This is a genomic window from Emticicia oligotrophica DSM 17448, assembly GCF_000263195.1.
Taxonomy (GTDB): Bacteria; Bacteroidota; Bacteroidia; order Cytophagales; family Spirosomataceae; genus Emticicia; species Emticicia oligotrophica.
In genome coordinates this window covers 4,671,751-4,691,627 of sequence record NC_018748.1, presented here as the reverse complement: position 1 = coordinate 4,691,627, position 19,877 = coordinate 4,671,751, and the positions used below count along the sequence as shown (strand labels likewise).

Genomic DNA, 19,877 nt, shown 5'->3' with positions numbered 1-19,877 from the left:
AAGCAAATTAACATTACCTTTGCCAAGTTAAATAATTAAAATATACACTTAATAATGACTCTACTACAAAACAAAGTAGCCTTAGTTACAGGTGCCTCACGTGGTATTGGACGTGAGATTGCTAAGAAATTTGCAGAACAAGGAGCAAACGTTGCTTTTACATATTTATCAAGCGTAGAAAAAGGACAAGCCCTTGAAGCTGAACTAGCAGCTTATGGAGTTAAAGCAAAAGGATTTCGTTCGGATGCTTCAGATTTTGCCGCAGCTGAACAGTTAGTGACAGATGTTGTAGCAGAATTTGGGACATTGGATATTTTAGTAAATAATGCGGGAATTACTCGTGATACACTCTTAATGCGAATGTCTGAAGAGCAATGGGACGAAGTATTACGTGTAAACCTAAAGTCAGTATTCAACCTAACAAAGGCTGCTACTAAGCCAATGATGAGAGCTAAAAGTGGTTCAATAATCAATATTACCTCGGTTGTTGGCTTGATGGGAAATGCTGGTCAAGCAAACTATTCTGCTTCTAAAGCAGGTATTTTAGGTTTTACTAAATCGGTAGCCAAGGAGTTAGGTTCAAGAAATATACGTTCAAATGCTTTAGCACCGGGTTTTATTGAAACAGAAATGACTGGAGAGCTTAATGAAAAGGCATTAGAAGAATGGTTAAAAAATATTCCTTTGAGACGTGCCGGACAAGGTGAAGATGTGGCAAATGCCTGCGTTTTTCTTGCCTCTGACATGTCGAAATACATCACTGGACAAACGCTCCAGGTAGATGGAGGAATGTTGATGTAGGAGTTCTAAAAGCTCAAGCTAAATATGAAATGTCGTCAAGTAGAAGTTTTCTTCTGCTTGACGACATTTTTTTGTATCTTGGCAGAATATTTGAACGCTAATACTTGTTATTATTGTAAGTATTTGAGCCGCTTTCATCCATCATCTCTTTGTTTATTGACTAACAATTAATGAAATCAGAATTTATTTTTCAATCTTCACCTTGGTTTGTTTTACTATGCTTATTGGCTGGTGGGATTTACGCATTTGTATTATATCAGAATAAAAAAATATTTAATCCACTTCAGAATTGGCTTTTAGCGATTGCTCGTGGTGTTTTGGTTAGTTTATTGGCCTTTTTGCTCTTGAACCCATTATTAAGAAGTATTAAGTCTGTTATTGAAAAGCCAATTGTAGTTTTAGCCATTGATAATTCCAAATCAATTACAATTGTTGGAAGCGAAAAACTTAACCAACTCAAATCTAAACTACAAAAATTAAAAGAATCAATAGAAGCGAAAGGTGTTTCTGTTGAAATACAAAATTTAGATGAAAACGCTGAAAATCGGTCTATTAACGACTTAAAATTTGACAAAAAGAAAACAGATTTATCCAAATTGCTTACTAATATTAAGTCAAGCTATGAGGGAAGGAATTTGACCGATGTTGTTGTTGTATCAGATGGTATTGTTAATGAGGGGGTTTCTCCAACTTATGCTAAGTATAGTTTTAACATTCATTCAATTGCTGTTGGAGATACTACCCAGAGAAAGGATGTAAAGTTAAAGGCTATTTATGCCAATAGAATTGCTTATTTAGGTAATAAATTCCCAATACAAGCAGAAATTTCAAGTTTTGGTTTCCAGGGAAAAAATACGACAGTTTTACTAAAATTAGCTGGAAATATTATTGATAAACAAGTCATTAGTTTTGATAAGCAAGAAGATTTAAAACAAGTAACATTTTATGTGACAGCTCAAGAAAAGGGAATGCAACGATTTACTATTGAGGTTGTACCGCTCAATGCTGAATTTTCCACTCTAAATAACTCAAAAGACACTTATATTGATGTGGTAGATGGGAAAGAAAAAGTGCTTTTAGTTGCACTTTCTCCACACCCTGATGTGAAAGCTCTAAAAAGTATCATTGAGCAGAATGATTTGTATGAGCTAACGGTTAAAATTATTCAAAGTGATGATGTTAATCAAATTGGAAACCAACCTTTTGATGTTTTAATCTTACATCAATTACCTGATATTTATGGATTAGGTACAAATTTGATGAGTAAATTATTGGCTCAAGGTAAGCCAACTTTCTTTGTACTTGGCAATCAGACTAATATTACGGCATTCAATGGTATACAACAAGCGATTTCTATTGCCTCTCAAGTTGGAAGAGCTGATAAAGTAACTGCTAAGTTTAATAATAACTTCAATTTGTTTAATCTTGATGCCGAAAAACTAGGTATTTTAGAACGACTTCCTCCCATTTTAGCACCCTTTGGTGATTATAAACCTAATTCCGGTAGTGAAACTATACTTTATCAAAGAGTTGGTTCGCTAACAACACCTAAACCATTATTAATTACTAATACGAGTGTGGCTCGTAAATGTGCTGTTTTGACTGGAGAAGGGATTTGGCTCTGGAGATTAGAGGAGTTTTCACTGACAGATAAACAAGAAATTGTGGATGAAATTATCATGAAATCATTACAACTAATTTCTGTGAAGGATGATAAACGTAAGTTAAGGGTTTATCCAATAACACCAGAGTTTTCAGTTGATGAAAAAATAGTTTTCGAAAACGAAGCTTATAACGATATTTATGAACGCATCTATAATCAAGAAATGAAACTTGAGTTGATAGATGAGAAAGGAAAAGTAAGAGTTTATAATTACACAACCACTAAGGACAATAGTCGTTTCGAATTAACTGGACTTGTGGAAGGTGTTTATAGATATAAAGCATCAACGCAAGTTTTGGGGAAGAGCGAGTTGGTTGAGGGACAATTTATTGTTAGGAATACCGACTTAGAAAGTTTGAATACAACGGCTGATTTTAATCTATTAAGAACTTTGGCCCTAGAAAATAATGGCCAATTTACTACTGCAAATTCGGCAGATAAGTTGAGCTCATTTTTTGATACTATCAAGGCTCCTGATAAAGTTACGAGCACTGAGGAGATGAATGAATTTATTAATCTTAAGTGGCTATTCTTTGTGCTTTTGACCTTAGTTAGTATTGAGTGGGGAGTAAGAAAATATCTCGGAAGTTATTAAAAAAGCTGTCTCTTTTGCATTCGTTATATAATTGAAAATAAAATATAAAGCGATGTTTCGGTCCTGTTTAATATAAAATTAAACGTATTCGCATGATATGCTATAACATTGATTAATTTTGTGTCTTAATCAACAAATAGTGTATGAATATCGGTGATAAAGTTAGACTAATACATTCGAAAGAAGAAGGGATTGTAACCAAGTTTTTAAAAAATGATGTTGTTGAGGTTGAAATTGAAGAAGGCTTTAAGTTGCCTGTTTTGAGAAAAGAACTAGCCATTGTTTCTAAAACAGAAGATAAAATTTTCAAACCACAACAAAAGGTTACTGAAGTAATTGCACCTCAAAAAAATATAGGTAATTTAGCCAAAGCCGATAAAGGTATTTTCTTAGCTTTTTTACCAAAAAATGAAAAAATACTTACGCTTCACCTCATCAATAACACCGATTGGGATTTACCATATTCTTTAACCTCAGGTTCTGAAAAAAATCATAGAGGTTTACTCGGAGGTTATTTAACTGCCCGTTCCTTTCAAAAATCTCCAATTGATTTAGATTTGAAAGACTTTGACAATTGGGGGAATCTTACCTTTCAGGCATTTTACTATAATTTTAGTTATTTCTCTGAAAAGACACCTTTTTCAAAAAAGCTGAGGTTGAGAGCAAATACATTTTTTAGTCACAAAAAAATGGCTCCAATTCTTCAAAAAGAATGTTTCCTTTTTCAATTAGACGCAGAAGAAGCCCCATTGGTTATCAATCCAAGTGAACTAAAAGAGAAAATGTTTGAATCCAGAACTGATGAAATTCTTCCTAAAGTAATTGAAAAGCCTGCGTCAACCATTGATTTACATATTGAGGAATTAACCTCTAATTCTAATAATATGTCAAATGCCCAAATACTTGAATTACAACTACGTACGTTTGAGTTAAAATTTGAAAGTGCTATTGCTTCTGGAATGGATGAAATAATTTTTATTCACGGTGTCGGAAATGGTGTATTGCGACAAGAAATTCAAAAAAGGTTAGCTGGGCATAAGAATGTTGCATGGTTTCAAGATGCTCAAAAAGAAAAATTTGGTTATGGAGCAACTCGAGTTAAAATAAAGTAAGAGTATTTACTGTTATTTGTCAAATAAATTAACCTATATTTTAAAATCAATGAAGAGTAAAAAAGCGATTCTAACACTAAAAACCCTTGCATTCATTTCATCGTTTTTTTTAGCACATGTAGTCGTAGCTCAAAAGGCCAATCCAGAAGCACCCGCTGAAAGTTATTTACAAGATACCGTAGTCGTGCAAAAAGTTTTTTCAAATATTAGTATTCCTTTCGATATTGCCATGAGTGATATCGAAAAACAAATCAACACCACAGTATATGGTCTGATTTATGAAGATAATAGTTATACTGATGATAACAATGATAACTTCAAATGTAAAGTTTGGAAGAAATCAAATATCGTAATTACGGCCGCTACTAATGATGTTTTCGATTTTACAGTACCAATAAAAGTTTGGGCTGAAAAAGGAATAGGAGCTTTTGGTTATATGAAGTATATTCCAGTAGAATTTGAGATGAATCTTAAATTCTCTACAAAATTCACCATTAAGCCCGATTGGTCAGTTCAAACCTTTACTACCCCTAATGGCTACGAATGGATTACAAAACCCAAGTTAAATGTAGGTTTTGATGTACCAATTGATTTTATTATTGGAAAAATTATTGATGGTAATCATTCCAAGTTTGCGAAGTCTCTAGATGATGCAGTCGCTAAAAACATGACTTTGAAGCCTTATGTAATTCAAGCTTGGAATGCTTCAACACAACCATATTTGGTTTCAGAAGAATATCGTACTTGGGTAAAATTTACGCCACTTGAAATTTCTATGGTTCCACTAAGAACTGTGGGCAGAAACATTAAATCTGTAATAGGCATTAAAGCATACACTGAAACACTCACTGGTGAACGACCTTTTACGCCATTTGCAGTGAGTAATGTGCCTAATTTGAAAATTGTAACGGGTATTTCGAATGATTTTCAAGTTGGACTCATGAGTGATGTTTTATTTACAGAAGCTGCAGCCATTGCTCAGAAGATGTTTGTTGGACAAACGTATGAATTTCAAGAGGGTAGGTATAAAATTGAAATTACTGGGATTGATATTTATGGTAGTGATGAGTTTTTAGTAATCAAAGCTGATATTAAAGGGAGTCTTAAAGGAACAATCTATATAAAAGGGATACCCGTATATGACCCAAACAAGAAAAAAATAGTATTATCGGATACGCAATTTGATATTAAAACCAAAAATATATTAGCTAAAGCTGCAGCATGGCTCTTAGAGGGTAAGCTTGTAAAGATGATTGAAGATGAATTCGGTATACCAGTTGATGAGCTTATTACTTATGCTAAGCAAAATATTGAAACTTCTATGAATACCGAATATAAAAAAGGAGTGAAGTTAAGCGGTAAAATTGATAGTGTTCAACCAGATAAGGTCTATCTCACACCAACGAGTATTGTAGCATTGGTAACGGCAAAGGGTAAAATTGAGGTAAAAGTAGAAGGGCTTTAATTATATAAATCAGAAATTCTATAAAACCTGCAATGACCTTGCAGGTTTTTTGTATTTTTGCAATTAGAAAAATAAGCTGTCTTATCGCGGTTTATTAATAACTGAGGAAAGTCCGAACAGCATAGAGCATCATGCTACCTAACGGGTAGGAGATAATTGGGTGACTAATTATTTACAGCCAGTGCAACAGAAAACAAACTACCGTAGTAATGCGGAAAAGGTGAAAAGGTAGGGTAAGAGCCTACCGCTCGGTTGGTGACAAACGAGGCATGGTAAACCTCATGAGCTGAAAGACCAAATAAACCGGCGTTTCGTTGAGCATTTGCTCGGCGTTAAGAGCTGCTCGTTCGAGTCGGAGGGTAGGTTGATAGAGGCAAGTAGTGATACTTGTTCGAGATAAATGATAAGAATAGTTTTTATAACTATACAGAATTCGGCTTACAGGCTTATTTTTCTTCTCTAAAATATTAAAATGCAGATAAAATCCCCTAAAATTAGAGTTTTTGACCATTTTATAATAAAAAAGAGCTTAATTGTTTGATTTCCAAGGTAATAGTAATACCTTTGCAGTCCAAATAAAAACGGGGACGAGCTCCCCAGCTTTAAATCTAAAAGAACAAATGGCAGTTAAAATCAGATTAGCAAGAAGAGGACGCAAGCAAGCTCCTATCTACGATATCGTAGTAGCAGACTCACGCTCACCTCGCGATGGTAAATTCATCGAGAAATTAGGTCAGTACAACCCACAATCAACACCAGCTGGTATTACGTTGAAAGACGACAGAGCTGTATATTGGTTAATGGTAGGTGCAGAACCAACAGATACAACCAAGAAAATCTTATCTGTAAGAGGTGTGATGTTGAAAAAACACTTACAAGTTGGTGTAGCAAAAGGTGCTATCACTCAAGAAGTGGCTGACGCACGTTTCGAAGCTTGGGCTAAAGAAAAAGACGCAAAAAGAGAAGCAAAAATTGCTAAATTAACTGAAGGCAAAGATGCTGCTAAAAAAGCAGCTTTCGAAGCTGAAAAGAAAAAGCGTGCTGACATGGAAGCAGCTCAACAAAAAGCAGCTGAAGAAGCAGCGGCCGCAGCAACAGCAACTGAAGAAACAACTGAAGAGGCTCCTGCAGCTGAAGCTTCAGAAGAAACAACAGAGGCTTAATTCTTGGCAATTAATGTTATCATACAAAAAATCCTCGCCCTTAAAGCGAGGTTTTTTTTTAAGAAAAATTATTGAAGAAAATAAAAATCCGCTGATATGACAAAAGAAGATTGTTATCTACTCGGACGCCTCACCAAAACACATGGTTTGAAAGGCGAGCTTACTATTTGGTTGGATGTAGATTATCCAGAAGAATATGAAGATCTTGATTCTGTATTAGTAGAAATTAAGGGTGAGTTAGTACCTCACTTTGTAGAAGAGATTCAAATCAGACCTAATAAGTCAATTATTAAGTTTGAAGATATAAATAGCATTGAGGCCGCTCAAAAAATTGTCAATTGTGATTTGTATTTGCCCAATGACAACCTTGAAGAACTAGATGATGACCAATTCTACTACCATGAAATTATTGACTTTGATATTGTGGATGATTCGTACGGGAAATTAGGGAGAGTATCGGCAGTTTATACGGCTGAGGTACAAGACTTAATTGCAATGGTTTATCAAAATAAGGAAATATTAATTCCTATTAGTGATGAAATTGTAAAAACAGTTGACCGTGATAAAAAAGAGTTGTACACTAGCTTACCTCAAGGCTTATTAGAAGTGTATTTAGAGGAAGGCAATGAATTGCCTGATGATGCAGATGAGGATGAACAATAGGTTTGTATAAAAATCATGGAAAACGAAAATTTGAATACCGAAATAACTAATAGTGCAGGTTTACGAATTGATATCATTTCGTGTGTGCCACGATTGTTAGATAGTTTCTTTGACCATTCAATCTTGAAGAGAGCTAAAGAAGCTGGGCACGCCGAAGTAGTAATTCATGACCTACGTGATTACTCCACACATAAGCAAAAACAAATTGATGATTATGCCTTTGGGGGTGGAGCAGGAATGGTTCTCGGAATTGAGACAATTGCTCGTTGTATTCGTAGTTTGCAAAATATTAGAATTTATGACGAAATAATTTACATGACTCCTGATGGCGAACGTTTCGAACAAAAAGTAGCAAACCGACTCTCAATGTCAAAAAATTTAATGATTCTTTGTGGACATTATAAAGGAATTGATGAACGGGTAAGAGAACATTTCATAACCAAAGAAATATCTATTGGTGATTATGTTCTTTCTGGCGGAGAGCTGCCTGCGGCTGTGGTAAGTGATGCTATCATACGTTTGATTCCAGGTGTATTGAATGATGAGACTTCAGCACTTACAGATTCTTTCCAAGATAACCTTTTAGCTCCACCAGTATATACAAGGCCTGCTGATTTTGAAGGATGGAAAGTGCCTGAGATATTATTATCTGGACATGAGAAAAAAATTGCGGAGTGGCGTTTGGAGCAATCAATCAAACGAACACAAGCACGCAGACCAGATTTATTACAGTAGCAAAAAGGCTTGGAATCTCCAAGCCTTTTTTATTATTCGCCTTTGGGCCTAAACCACTCATACCATTCTTTAGGTTTTTTGTTCCAACCGATAAGCCATTTTGTAACTTCATCTATTTCTAATTCTTTAATATTATATGAAGTTCGTAGCATAATTGAATTCGGGAAAAGTTCTTTTGCTTTTTCTTCTCTATCTTTTGTTTGAGAAAATGTTTTGTATAAATCCCAACCGCCATAAAGATGTAAAATTTCATGAGCAATGGAGGCCGAGGCTAAATCTGAATTGTTTAAGTATTTCTCGTATAAAATAGCTCCTTCAACAAAGTATTTTTCCTTATCCATGTCGTCTTTATACGGCATTGCATAACCATTGCCTTTTCCTTTCATGAAAATAATCACATGTGCATTTGTGCATTTTGTATTTTTCTTAACCCAGCTATCAAATACCAAGGGATTTTTATAACCAACTTGTTGCAATACCTTAGAAACCAAATCAACTGCTTCATTACCAGAGGCTGTACCGCTGGCAATATCCATTTTGATATCTTGCTTCAATCCAAAATTACCACCTTCAAACTGAGTACTAATTCCTTCTTTATTGGCTTGTTGGGTAATCCACTGAGTGCTTTCATTGAGTTTATTGATAATATTCAATTTTTCGTTGTAAGTCCATTCGTTAGAAGGTCCAGAAACAAAGCAACTCAAAGTATAGATATTGCCTTCTAAAGCATAGGCACTTCCTGCCCGCCATTTATTTATAGGGAGAAGAGTTAAAGTAATAAAGGTTAAAATACTTCTTATCATTATTAATATTTATTTATAAATGCTCTTTGCAATATAATGGATTAAACTTTATTAAATTATATTTCCGATATAGTAAATAAAATGATAAGAAAAATTAATATAATTATTGAAAATGATTCGGTAAATTTTTATAATAATTGAGACGATATTCTTATTTAGTTTACTGCCTTAATTATCTAAATTATTCTGCAGTAGTTAGTTCAATGATTGTTGAAACTTTACTTACTGAGTTGGCTGGAAATCCTCCTTGTGAGGCGTGTTCGCGAATCTGGGTGCATTATAAATACAGTAAATTTTATCAGCAGTTACATAACTATAAACCCATTGGATTTGCGGTCCTAAAATGTTTAGTACGCCACAAGAGGTTTGTGAAATACCTTTCAATTGTTCAGCAGTTAAATTTCCTGCACCAGAAATTTCTCTTTCGATTACATACTTAGGCATAGTTTCACGTAGTTTTGTTTTTCCTACTCATTTGGCTTTTCGGGGTCGCCCCGTTTTTTTTGAGTTATGGGCTCCACGCTCTATTTCAACATTACAATTTAATTATTAATAAGTAATTAAATTTTATTTAACGGTATTCATAATTGATTATATAAGTATAATAAAAACAAAAAGTATTATAAATATATTAATAAATATTTATATAATAAGTATTAAATGACATATTTCTTTTGCTAAAAAAGTATCTTTTTTCGATTCAAACCCTGTTTTATCCTTGCAAAATCCGCTAAAAAATAGTAAATTTGTATATATTGAAATCTAAAAAGTACAATAAAAACCTAAAAAAATTATATAATCATCTTCATTAAAGTTAAATTAAAGGCTAATGGCTGAGGAAACAGAAAATTTAATTCCAGAGGGCGACGATTCCCAATCTTCCAACAACGGCACTATTATCCCAATAAACATCGAAGACGAAATGCGAGGGGCGTACATTGATTATTCAATGTCAGTTATTATCTCTCGTGCCTTACCTGATGTACGTGATGGCTTGAAACCAGTTCATCGCCGTGTATTATTTGGTATGGCAGAACTTGGTGTATATCATAATCGTGCATATAAGAAATCTGCTCGTATTGTAGGGGAGGTATTAGGTAAATTCCACCCACATGGCGACTCATCGGTATACATGACAATGGTGCGTATGGCCCAACCGTGGTCGTTACGTTATTTATTGGTTGATGGCCAGGGTAACTTTGGCTCAATCGATGGCGACTCGCCAGCTGCGATGCGTTATACTGAAGCTCGTTTGAAGCGTATTTCGGAAGAATTATTGGCAGATATCAATAAAGAAACCGTTGATTTTCAACCGAACTTTGATGATTCACTCGAAGAACCAACCGTTCTACCAGCAAAAATTCCAAACTTGCTCTTGAATGGGTCATCAGGTATCGCCGTTGGTATGGCTACCAATATGGCACCGCACAACCTTAGCGAAGTTGTAGATGGAATAAGGGCGTATATTGATAATTATGATATTACTGTTGAAGAGTTAATGCAACACGTAAAAGCTCCAGATTTTCCAACAGGTGGGGTTATCTATGGTTACAGTGGTGTTAAGTCTGCTTTTGAAACGGGTAGAGGTCGTATCATTATTAGAGCGGTAGCGAATTTTGAAGTTTCGAAAACAGGTAAAGACCAAATCGTAGTTACAGAAATTCCTTATATGGTTAATAAGGCTGCTTTAATTGAGAAAACAGCGGGTCTAATTAATGATAAAAAAATTGAGGGTATTTCAGATATTAGAGATGAATCTGACCGTGAAGGAATGCGTATCGTGTATGATTTACGCAAAGATGCAGTGCCAAATGTGGTATTGAATAACCTTTATAAGTACACTGAATTACAGTCATCATTTAGTATCAATAACGTAGCTCTTTCGAAGGGCCGCCCAGTGACGGTGAACTTGAAAGATATGATTCGTTTTTATGTTGAGCACCGTTTAGAGATTATTACTCGACGTACACAATATGATTTAAAAGAAGCTCAAAAGCGTGCTCATATCTTAGTTGGTTTATTAATCGCACTTGACTATTTAGATGCTGTTATTGCTCTTATTCGTAAGTCGAGAGATGCTGATGAAGCTAAAGCAGCTTTAATGGCTGGTGATTTTATGACAGCCAAAGAAAAAGAAGAATTCTTGGTAAATGGCTTACAACGACTTCAAATTGCAGAAACTTACGATATTGATACTTCAAGTGGTATCATTTTGAGTGAAATTCAAGCGAAAGCTATTTTGGATATGCGTTTACAACGCTTGACAGGCTTAGAGCAAGATAAAATATTAGCTGAATACAATGAAATTAAGGCATTAATTGATGATTTACGCTCTATTTTAGCTTCAGAAGAACGTAAACGTAATATTATCAAAGATGAATTAGCTGAACTTAAAGCCCGTTATGGTGATGAACGCCGCTCAAAAATTGAAATGGCTTCTGGTGAGTTCAGTATTGAGGATATGATCCCTGATGACGAAATGCTTGTAACGATTTCTCATCAAGGTTATATCAAGCGTACACCTTTACAAGAATATCGTACTCAAGGCCGTGGAGGTACAGGTTCTCGTGGCGTAAAGACCAAAGACGAAGATTATACAGAGCACTTATTTGCGGCAACTAACCACAATTATTTGCTAATTTTTACAAGAAAAGGACGTCTGTTCTGGATGCGTGTATTTGAAGTTCCAGAGGGTTCAAAAACTTCTAAAGGTCGTGCCATACAGAATCTAATCAATATCGAAGCTGATGATAAAATTCAAGCAGTATTGAATGTAAAGACACTTTCTGATGCAGATTATATTAGTAATAACTATATAGTGATGTGTACAGAAGATGGTACAGTGAAGAAAACACTTTTAGAAGCCTATTCTCGTCCACGCCAAGGAGGTATCATTGCAATAAATATCAACGAAGGAGATAATCTATTAGATGTAGCTCTTACGAATGGTGATAATGATATTGTGATTGCTGCACGTAATGGTAAAGTGGTTCGTTTCCATGAATCTGGAACCCGTCCAATGGGTCGAACAGCAACAGGGGTTAGAGGTATTAACCTTGAAGATGGAGATCGTGCGATAGGAATGGTTTGTGTATCTAGACCTGAAACGCAGCTTTTAGTAGTTTCTGATAAAGGCTACGGAAAACGTTCTGATGTTGATGAATACAGAATTACTTCAAGAGGTGCAAAAGGCGTTAAAACCTTGAATATTACCGAAAAAACTGGAAATTTGGTTGCAATCAAAGAAGTGACAGATGATGATGATTTAATGATTATCACAAAAAAAGGTGTTGCAATTCGTATCAAAGTTTCAGATTTACGTGTGATGGGCCGTAATACACAAGGAGTAAAGCTAATTCGTATGTCAGATACGGATGATATTGCTTCTGTTACCCGTATTATACGCGAAGATGAAGAAGAATCAGAGGTAAACGGAGAAGAAAACACAGCAGCAGGCGAAGAAACAGTAACCGTAGAGTAGGAGAGGAGTACCTCTTTTTTATAAGATTAGTAAAATTTAACTTGTTTAATATCAGAACATTATCAAGGAATTTAAACAAGTGATTCTGTTAATTCTTTGTTAATTGCACGAAAGTTTTTAATTTTCGTGCAATTAATATAGTCTAACCCCTAAATTAAAAGTTTTAAAACCAAAACCGAATTTATCAAATGAAAAAAATCATTTTAGCGTCTGTAATGACAGCGATTGCAACAGGTGTCTATGCACAGGCAGGAATTGATGCCCAACTGAAAGATGCCCAATGTAAGTCTGCCACTGATAATATAGCTAAAGCAGAAAAAGCTACTCAAGACCCTAAAAAAGGTGTAAAATCAGCTTCTTGGGTCAAGTTAGCTGAATCTTATCTTGAAATGGCAACAAACTGCGGAAAAGATTCTTTAGCATCTAAAAAAGCATTTGAAACATATCAAAAAGCATTAGAAATCGAGAAAGCAGCAGGAGGGAAGGGTTTAAAAGATATTGAGAAAGCTAGTACTGGAACTACTTCAAGTCTTTATACTGCCTTAATGCAACAAGGTGCAGGCTTTTATAATGCAAAGAATTTCAAAAATGCCCTTGATTTATTCAAATTAGCATCAAATACAAGTCCAAAAGATACTATGTCAGCACTTTATGCTGGTATTGTCGCTCAGCAGTCTCAAGATATGGAAAATGCTAAGACGTATTTTGGTAAATTCATTGACGAAGGAGGTAAAGATATTGCAGTATTTTATGGTTTATCTGAGCTTTACAGAGGTGACAAAGATTATGCAAAAGCAATTGAAGTATTGAAGAAAGGTATTGCTGCTAATCCAAAAGATAAAGATTTGCAAAGTTCACTCATCAATGTTTATCTCAATGGTAATATGATGAATGAAGCCATTGAAATGATGAAGCAAAGAATTGCAGGCACACCTAATAATGCCGAAAATGCAAAAACTTTAGCCGAAGATTATAAGAATTTAGGTACTTTATACGAAAATGGTGCCTCAGAATTTGAAAAGAAAATTCGTCCAATTGAAAGTGAGATTTTAGGTACTGCCAAAGAAAAAGCTGACGCAGAGAAAGAATTAGCGAGTGTTGAAGGCAAGAAATCTGCTCAAGAAGATGAATTAAAGCGTTTGACTGATCGTTTGAAGAAAGAGCCTAAAAACGCAGCGTCAATCAAAAACAGTATTGCAAGTGTAAATCAAATGATTGCATCTGCAAGTGCAGAAGTTTCATCAGTAAAGCAAAAGATTGAGAAACTTACCCAAGCAGCACAAGGAAATGCTCAAAAAGAAGCAGAATTGGTATCTTTACGTGCTAAAGATAGCGAATTAAAGGGTATGGCTGTTGCAAACTATAAGAAAGCTCTTGAAATTGACCCATCTAATTTTGATGCAAATTATAACTTAGGAGTATATTATTTCAACTCTGCAGTTGTAATTAAAGGTCAAGTAGATAGAATGGATATGAAAACATACAATGAGAAAGGTAAGGCAATTGAAGAGCAAGTTTGCGGAACATTCAATGAAGCAAAGACTTATTTCGATAAGTGTAAATCATTAAAGTCTGATGACCAAGATACTATTGCAAATCTTGAGAACTTAAAAGGTGTTCTTGAGCAATGTTCAAAACGTAAATAATTGGTTTTAAGAACACAAAAAAAGTCTGCTGAATTGTTCAGCAGACTTTTTTTGTGCCCAATAAGTATTAAATAGAGGAGTTATATAATTTTCTATTTAACATAATGTAAATTATATAACAGGTATTTTATAATAAATATCTTATTTTTTTAAGTATTTATCTATTATAATAGATACTTTTCTGCATTTACTTCTTCCTCTTTTCATTTATTTACACTCCTACTATATCAACATCATTTAGCTAAAACCTTAATTCCTTATACCTCCCTAAATTTAAGCCTTTTTGGCTATTTATTTGTTAGCTGAGAATTGAATGAAAAATTTAATCTGATATTAGATGCGTAAATATTCAATTCTCACAAATGGTATAAATGTCGGTTTGGGTCTATTAATTCTTACGAAAGTTAAGTTCCTGGAAGATTATAACATAATCTAATGACTATAACTATATTCAAAATTTTGTTTAATAGAAAAGCCAGAATTAAAATTTCAAATAAATAGTCCACTTCTCTAAAAAAATCCACGTGGAACATTTGTGGATAATCTTAGAATAATTGTGAATTAGTGGTTGATATTTGATGTAAAAGTCCCCTATCTGTAAAATTATAAGAAATTTTAACCCAAAATTGACTTCAAGGTGCCCAAATAAAATTATATTAACCTATAAATGCTTTCAAGGCTTTAGGTTTACGACCAACTTTCTTTCTCATTTTTACCTTTTCAGGTCTTTCTTTTATCTTTTTATCTTCAAAAAATACACCTAATGCCTCAATGATGATATCTTTTTGTGACATTCCTTCCCAATAACCATAATCTTTCATTTGTTCAACCAAATCATTTGGGCAGTCAAATGTAACTTTGGTTGATGGACCCGTTTCTTGCACGATATTAACAATCGCATTGGTTTGTGCGGGAGTTGTATCAGCCGATTTATTGGTAGGTACTAAACTTTCGAAAGTGAAATTTTTATTTTTTGCCATCTTATTATTTATACTTTACATACTATATAGTTATAGTAAGATTGAATTAGTTATTTATACTTTTTAATATCTCCTTTGTTAGACTGTAGTAGTCCATTGCTCCATTACTATCGGGTGAATACGAGAAAATGTCCATTCCATTTGCTTGAGCCTCCGAAATCGCAATGTTATCTCTAATTGTTGTTTGGAAGAATTTCTCCCCTAATTGTTGCTTAGTAGCTTCTATAAGGTCATTGCTTAGTTTTTTATTGATTTTCGGATTATAACGAGTGGCGAATACACCACCTAAATGGGTGTTTGGACTGATTTGTTGTAATTCCGAAGAATAAAATAAAAAGTTTCTAAGGCCTTCATAGCTTAGATATTCGGCCTGAAGTGGAACCAGATACATTTCACAAGCAATAAGGGCAATACGAGTTAAACCAGATAAAGTTGGCGGACAATCAATCATAACAAACTCATAGTTTTTCTTAACCTTATCTAAAAGAAGTTTTAGGTTAAATGGAAAAACTGGAGAAGCTTTGATTGTATCTTCTTTTGCATTTAATTCGCCTGAGCTAGGAAGCAAATCTCCAATCGGTGTATTGATTACAATAGTCTCAAATGAGAGCTCACCAGTTAGATAATTTCCAACATGGTTTCTTCCAACTTGTGATTCTTGTACTCCAAAGCAGCGGGTTAAACTTGCTTGTCCATCGAGGTCAATAAACAATACCCTTGCTCCCGCAAACTTATTAAATGCTGCTCCTAAGTTTTGTGTAGAAGTGGTTTTGCCAACCCCTCCCTTGTTGTTCACTACGCTAATAATCATTGGATGTAAAATAATAATATTTACTCGCAATATAGGTCAAATAAAATATATGAGCAATATCATCATTATTATTTTTATCCACAGTATGTTTTTAATTGTAATTATCATTTTAATAGTAATTATTAAATGTATGATAATTATTGTATAATTATAACTAATATAACTATTTATACTAAGTGTTTAATTAAATTAGATTAATAATTATTTAATATTTTAATTTAATTAATTATTTAAAATAGTTATATTATAAATAATAAGTATATTTAATATGAAAATAAATTTTAGTTTTATTATTTTAAAACTTATTAAAAGTATAATATTAATGAAAAATAAATTATTATTTATATTAAATAAAAAGTATTAAATTAATTATTTATATATAAAAGTATAAAAAAATATTAAAAGTATATTTTGTTTGGTATTTATATTTATTATTGAAAATATTTTATTTTTAGTATTAAATATAAGAATATGAAAAATATGGCTTTAAAAAACTTGTTTTAAGGGGTATATTTTTTTGGGATAAGGTGATTGCCTTAATTTAATGGTTGGAGTTAAACATGGTGTATTTAAAGGCTATTTTTTGAGGGGTATCGAATGAATTATTGATAAGTGTTTTTATCTGAAAGCCCAAAGTAAAGAGAATTTATAAAATATCACACTAAAAACACAAAAAGAGGAGCTTTTGGAGCTCCCCTATTTGTAACAAGTGCAAAAAAATATAAATTTTATTTGAAGTAAAATCCACTCGGTGCGATTTCTGCTTTTACAGAATCAATCAAAGTGCCGTTCATTTGATAACGGAAAACATACCCAGCTTGTTTGTATGAAGGAATGAGTGTTGTATAGATTTGCTCTTTTTTAGAATCAACATTTACTGAAGAAAAGGTTCGATTAATAAAAGTTTTACTTACACCAGATGAAATTTCAATTGCATTTATTTGCCCTTTTAGTTTGTAACCATCAGTAGCATCATAAAAATTGTAAGTAAAGTAAAGAGTATTTTTATCATTACTTATGCTCAAATTGCTCGGAGACTTCTTAATATCACTGCCAGAAGAAAAAGTTTTTTCAATTGATTTAGTTGTTGGATTGAATAAAACAATTTGTTTGCCAACAATCATCCATATTTTATTAGATGCGTCTAAAACAAAATTACTCGGATTCGCACCTACTTCTATGCTAGAAACTACTTCGTCTTTTTGCGTATCAACTACCTTTATTGTTCGCTGGCTTCCAACATTTCCAACGTATGCATTAGTGCCAATTACAACGATACTTTCTGCTCCATTGTCAACCGGTATTTTTTTTGTGATTTTGTTAGTTGTCAAATCAAGAACTGCAATGAATCCAAACTTATAAGAATAGTCGGTATTGAAAGTATCCCAACAAGTAATATAAGCTTTGTTTGTTGAAACTCTTACAACTTGTCTTGGATTATCAACTTCACCTTTAATAGATGCAATAGACTTGAATGTCTTTGCATCAACAATTTCAATAGCATCTTTTCCATCGGTAGAATTATCAACCAAAATTATCCCTTTGCCATCTACTTCAGAATAACCAGTTAGTCCACCAGCCAGTGAACGATTATTTTCCTTCAAGAAAATATCGGTGGTTACAGTTTTAGTATCTCGGTCGAATAAAGAAAGCGTACCATTGTTATCGAAAAAATTTCCAGCATTAAAAATGAGTACGCCATTGTTGTATGGTTGGACTTGCGTTTCGTTTTTTTCGCAACTGAATAAAAATAAACCCAAACTAAGTAAGCTAAGTTGGTAGGATGTTCGGAATAAGAATTTGTTGGTAAACATAAACTAATTTGAAATTAAATATAAATAAAAGAATTGTTTATTGACTTATTGAAAATACAAGTGCTGCCTGAAAATTGATTCCTGGCATAGCATTGCGTTTTACATTAGGGTAAACGGTATTTGTGAGGTTATTTGCCTGTAAAATAAAATTACCCTTCTGAGGTCCAACTTTAATTTGATGGCTAAATGTTGAGTTGAGGATAAAGTAAGGCGGAAAAGGCTCTCCCGAATGGTCAAAAGTAAAATATCGAGCTGAGTTGAAAAGGCCTTGTAAACTCACATTCCATTTCTTGCTGCCATAATAGGTGTTCATGGTAATTGAATGACGTGGGACATATATTAGCTGCTTTCCAACTAAATCTTGTGCATAAATATCATAGACCTTCTGTTGAGATGCATGAGTGAGTGAATAGGCTAATGTAATACCTGAGGTCTGGAATGCAAGGTAATTATTAAATTTTAAAGAAGATGAAAACTCCAAACCTTTACTCAAAACTTGTTGAAGGTTTTCCACACGGTAATTTTTAGCAGGATTCCAGTATGTCCAATTATCAATTAAATTATGAAAAGCATTTATAGTTGTGTAAAGATTTAGGTATTGATTAAACATCAATTTATGTTCAATTCCAATCTCCTTATTGAAACCTTTTTCGGGTTGAATATTTGGGTTTCCTAAGACTTGCCAATAACGCTCATTGAGGGTTGGTAAACGATAGCTTTGAGCAATATTACCCAACAAATTTATTTGTTGATTTTCGCTTGTGATAGCACTGTAATTGATGCCTAATGCGGGCGTAAAAGGTGCTTTGTAAACAGATGATAGTGCTTGTCTTAAATTTAGGGTCGCAATGAGTTTATTGGGTTGTTTTTGAACTTTAAATGCCTTCCTAATTAAGACATATCCATCACCTCTATTTTCTTGAATAATTTGTGGGCCATAACCATCAACTTGAGTAGCAAAATGCACAATTTCACTGCCTATTCTAACCGAAAAATTTGATTGATTGTGGTTGAAAAAATCATGTTCAACTCTAAAAATATATCTATCTGTTGATGCGTGGCTTGGTGAAGTAAAATCTCCCTTTCCGTAGTCAAGTATATCACGAATAAAGCCTAGTTTGATAGAAGTATTATTTAGCTGACTTCCCAAAATAAAACGGTAAGCTTGTGTCTGAGTAATTTCCCTATAAGTCAGTACAGTTGGTTGAATTGTAAGTTTATTATCAGTTATCCAAGAATTAAAGTAAATTAGCTTGTAATCGCTCTTTTTATTCGTAATAAATCTGATATATGAATCATGTACGAATCCTTTTTGTGTAGTTTTAGAAGGTTCTACACTATATTCTCGCCCCTTTCTATCTGTTCTGATAGCATCAGTATTAGGATTTTCTCCATTGAAATTTCTGCTAATTCCTCCGTAAATAAGTGTTTTATTGCTATATTCAAATCGTTTAAATGGCTTATTCATCCGAATTCCAGAATTTAAATTTCCACTTCTAAAGCTTCCAAATTGAGTGCCAATAACTGAATTTATACCTCTATTTTGCCATTTTGGGGCTGAATTGAGGAGGATACTTCCCCCTACTGCATCAGTACCAACACAACTTGCAGATGAACCATATTGGATGGCCATTTGGTCAAATCCCATCATTGGAATTGTAGATAAATCAGAAAGTCCAACTGTTGGAGAATTAATATTTAAACCATTCCAAAGTACAGCGGTATGGTTGGCAGAAGTGCCTCTAAAAGCAATGGTTGTAAGCTGTCCAGACCCATAAGATTTTAATGCTAAAGGGGCTTGGAATTGTAAAAAATCTGCTAAAGTTTGGTATTGAAATCTAGCTAAATTGATAGAATCAATTTTTTGGATTTTGTAGCCAGTCATAAATTTTTCAGGACTAAAGCTATACACACTTACCTCATTCAACTTCTTACAGTCTTCGCAATCTGGTTCTGCATTTTGGGCAAACGTCTTGATTGAGCCGCTTAAAAATATACCACAAACAAGCAAATGATTGCTAATTTTTGCGGCAATATTTGTCGCTCTTTTTAGGCATTTAATAGCAATGCTCGATGGGTTTTGCATCGGAATTAAAATTGATTTTTGGGGTATAAAAATAGCTTATTCGACCTCTTTTTGGGAGG

Annotated in this window: 15 protein-coding genes and 1 other RNA gene; 10 read left to right on the top strand and 6 right to left on the bottom strand. The window is 33.7% G+C overall.

Annotation, left to right across the window (positions count from 1 at the left end; genetic code table 11):
- Positions 1 to 54 precede the first annotated feature (54 nt).
- From fabG to trmD, 8 genes are all read left to right on the top strand, one after another.
- On the top strand, positions 55 to 801 hold the full coding sequence (gene fabG / locus EMTOL_RS19415; RefSeq protein ID WP_015031031.1) for a 3-oxoacyl-[acyl-carrier-protein] reductase: 747 nt from the start codon (positions 55 to 57) through the stop codon (positions 799 to 801).
- A gap of 170 nt (positions 802 to 971) precedes the next feature.
- The gene (locus tag EMTOL_RS19410; protein ID WP_015031030.1) at positions 972 to 3,059 is read left to right on the top strand and encodes a hypothetical protein; all 2,088 of its coding nucleotides are present in this window, start codon (positions 972 to 974) and stop codon (positions 3,057 to 3,059) included.
- Between the two features lie 143 nt (positions 3,060 to 3,202).
- Positions 3,203 to 4,171, top strand: a complete 969-nt coding sequence (locus tag EMTOL_RS19405; RefSeq protein ID WP_015031029.1) for a Smr/MutS family protein — start codon at positions 3,203 to 3,205, stop codon at positions 4,169 to 4,171.
- Positions 4,172 to 4,220: 49 nt separating this feature from the next.
- Positions 4,221 to 5,636, top strand: coding sequence for a DUF4403 family protein (locus EMTOL_RS19400; RefSeq protein WP_015031028.1), 1,416 nt, complete (start codon positions 4,221 to 4,223; stop codon positions 5,634 to 5,636).
- A 68-nt stretch (positions 5,637 to 5,704) separates the two neighbouring features.
- An RNA gene (rnpB, locus tag EMTOL_RS21990) (RNase P RNA component class A) lies at positions 5,705 to 6,093 on the top strand.
- Between the two features lie 163 nt (positions 6,094 to 6,256).
- A complete protein-coding gene (locus EMTOL_RS19395; protein WP_041694272.1) occupies positions 6,257 to 6,799 on the top strand; it encodes a 30S ribosomal protein S16 in 543 nt (180 codons plus the stop codon).
- A 96-nt stretch (positions 6,800 to 6,895) separates the two neighbouring features.
- Positions 6,896 to 7,462 (top strand): ribosome maturation factor RimM, encoded by a 567-nt coding sequence (gene rimM / locus EMTOL_RS19390; protein ID WP_015031026.1) that lies wholly within the window; start codon positions 6,896 to 6,898, stop codon positions 7,460 to 7,462.
- Positions 7,463 to 7,477: 15 nt separating this feature from the next.
- On the top strand, positions 7,478 to 8,197 hold the full coding sequence (gene trmD, locus EMTOL_RS19385) for a tRNA (guanosine(37)-N1)-methyltransferase TrmD (protein WP_015031025.1): 720 nt from the start codon (positions 7,478 to 7,480) through the stop codon (positions 8,195 to 8,197).
- A 32-nt stretch (positions 8,198 to 8,229) separates the two neighbouring features.
- On the opposite strand, the gene EMTOL_RS19380 is transcribed toward trmD, so the two are convergent.
- Together EMTOL_RS19380 and EMTOL_RS22270 are read right to left on the bottom strand one after the other, a co-directional pair.
- Positions 8,230 to 9,000: a hypothetical protein gene (locus EMTOL_RS19380; protein WP_015031024.1), complete on the bottom strand. Its 771-nt coding sequence runs from the start codon at positions 8,998 to 9,000 to the stop codon at positions 8,230 to 8,232.
- 222 nt (positions 9,001 to 9,222) lie between these two features.
- On the bottom strand, positions 9,223 to 9,444 hold the full coding sequence (locus EMTOL_RS22270; RefSeq protein WP_015031023.1) for a DUF4242 domain-containing protein: 222 nt from the start codon (positions 9,442 to 9,444) through the stop codon (positions 9,223 to 9,225).
- A gap of 385 nt (positions 9,445 to 9,829) precedes the next feature.
- Between EMTOL_RS22270 and gyrA the strand changes: the two genes are divergently transcribed.
- Together gyrA and EMTOL_RS19365 are read left to right on the top strand one after the other, a co-directional pair.
- Positions 9,830 to 12,481: a DNA gyrase subunit A gene (gene gyrA / locus EMTOL_RS19370; protein WP_015031022.1), complete on the top strand. Its 2,652-nt coding sequence runs from the start codon at positions 9,830 to 9,832 to the stop codon at positions 12,479 to 12,481.
- 188 nt (positions 12,482 to 12,669) lie between these two features.
- The gene (locus EMTOL_RS19365; protein WP_015031021.1) at positions 12,670 to 14,127 is read left to right on the top strand and encodes a tetratricopeptide repeat protein; all 1,458 of its coding nucleotides are present in this window, start codon (positions 12,670 to 12,672) and stop codon (positions 14,125 to 14,127) included.
- 656 nt (positions 14,128 to 14,783) lie between these two features.
- Here EMTOL_RS19365 and EMTOL_RS19360 read toward each other — a convergent pair.
- From EMTOL_RS19360 to EMTOL_RS19345, 4 genes are all read right to left on the bottom strand, one after another.
- Positions 14,784 to 15,107 (bottom strand): hypothetical protein, encoded by a 324-nt coding sequence (locus EMTOL_RS19360; protein WP_015031019.1) that lies wholly within the window; start codon positions 15,105 to 15,107, stop codon positions 14,784 to 14,786.
- Positions 15,108 to 15,153: 46 nt separating this feature from the next.
- Positions 15,154 to 15,918, bottom strand: a complete 765-nt coding sequence (locus EMTOL_RS19355; protein WP_015031018.1) for a ParA family protein — start codon at positions 15,916 to 15,918, stop codon at positions 15,154 to 15,156.
- 728 nt (positions 15,919 to 16,646) lie between these two features.
- Positions 16,647 to 17,732 (bottom strand): YncE family protein, encoded by a 1,086-nt coding sequence (locus EMTOL_RS19350; protein ID WP_015031017.1) that lies wholly within the window; start codon positions 17,730 to 17,732, stop codon positions 16,647 to 16,649.
- Between the two features lie 37 nt (positions 17,733 to 17,769).
- Positions 17,770 to 19,818: a TonB-dependent receptor gene (locus EMTOL_RS19345; protein WP_015031016.1), complete on the bottom strand. Its 2,049-nt coding sequence runs from the start codon at positions 19,816 to 19,818 to the stop codon at positions 17,770 to 17,772.
- Positions 19,819 to 19,877: the final 59 nt, after the last annotated feature.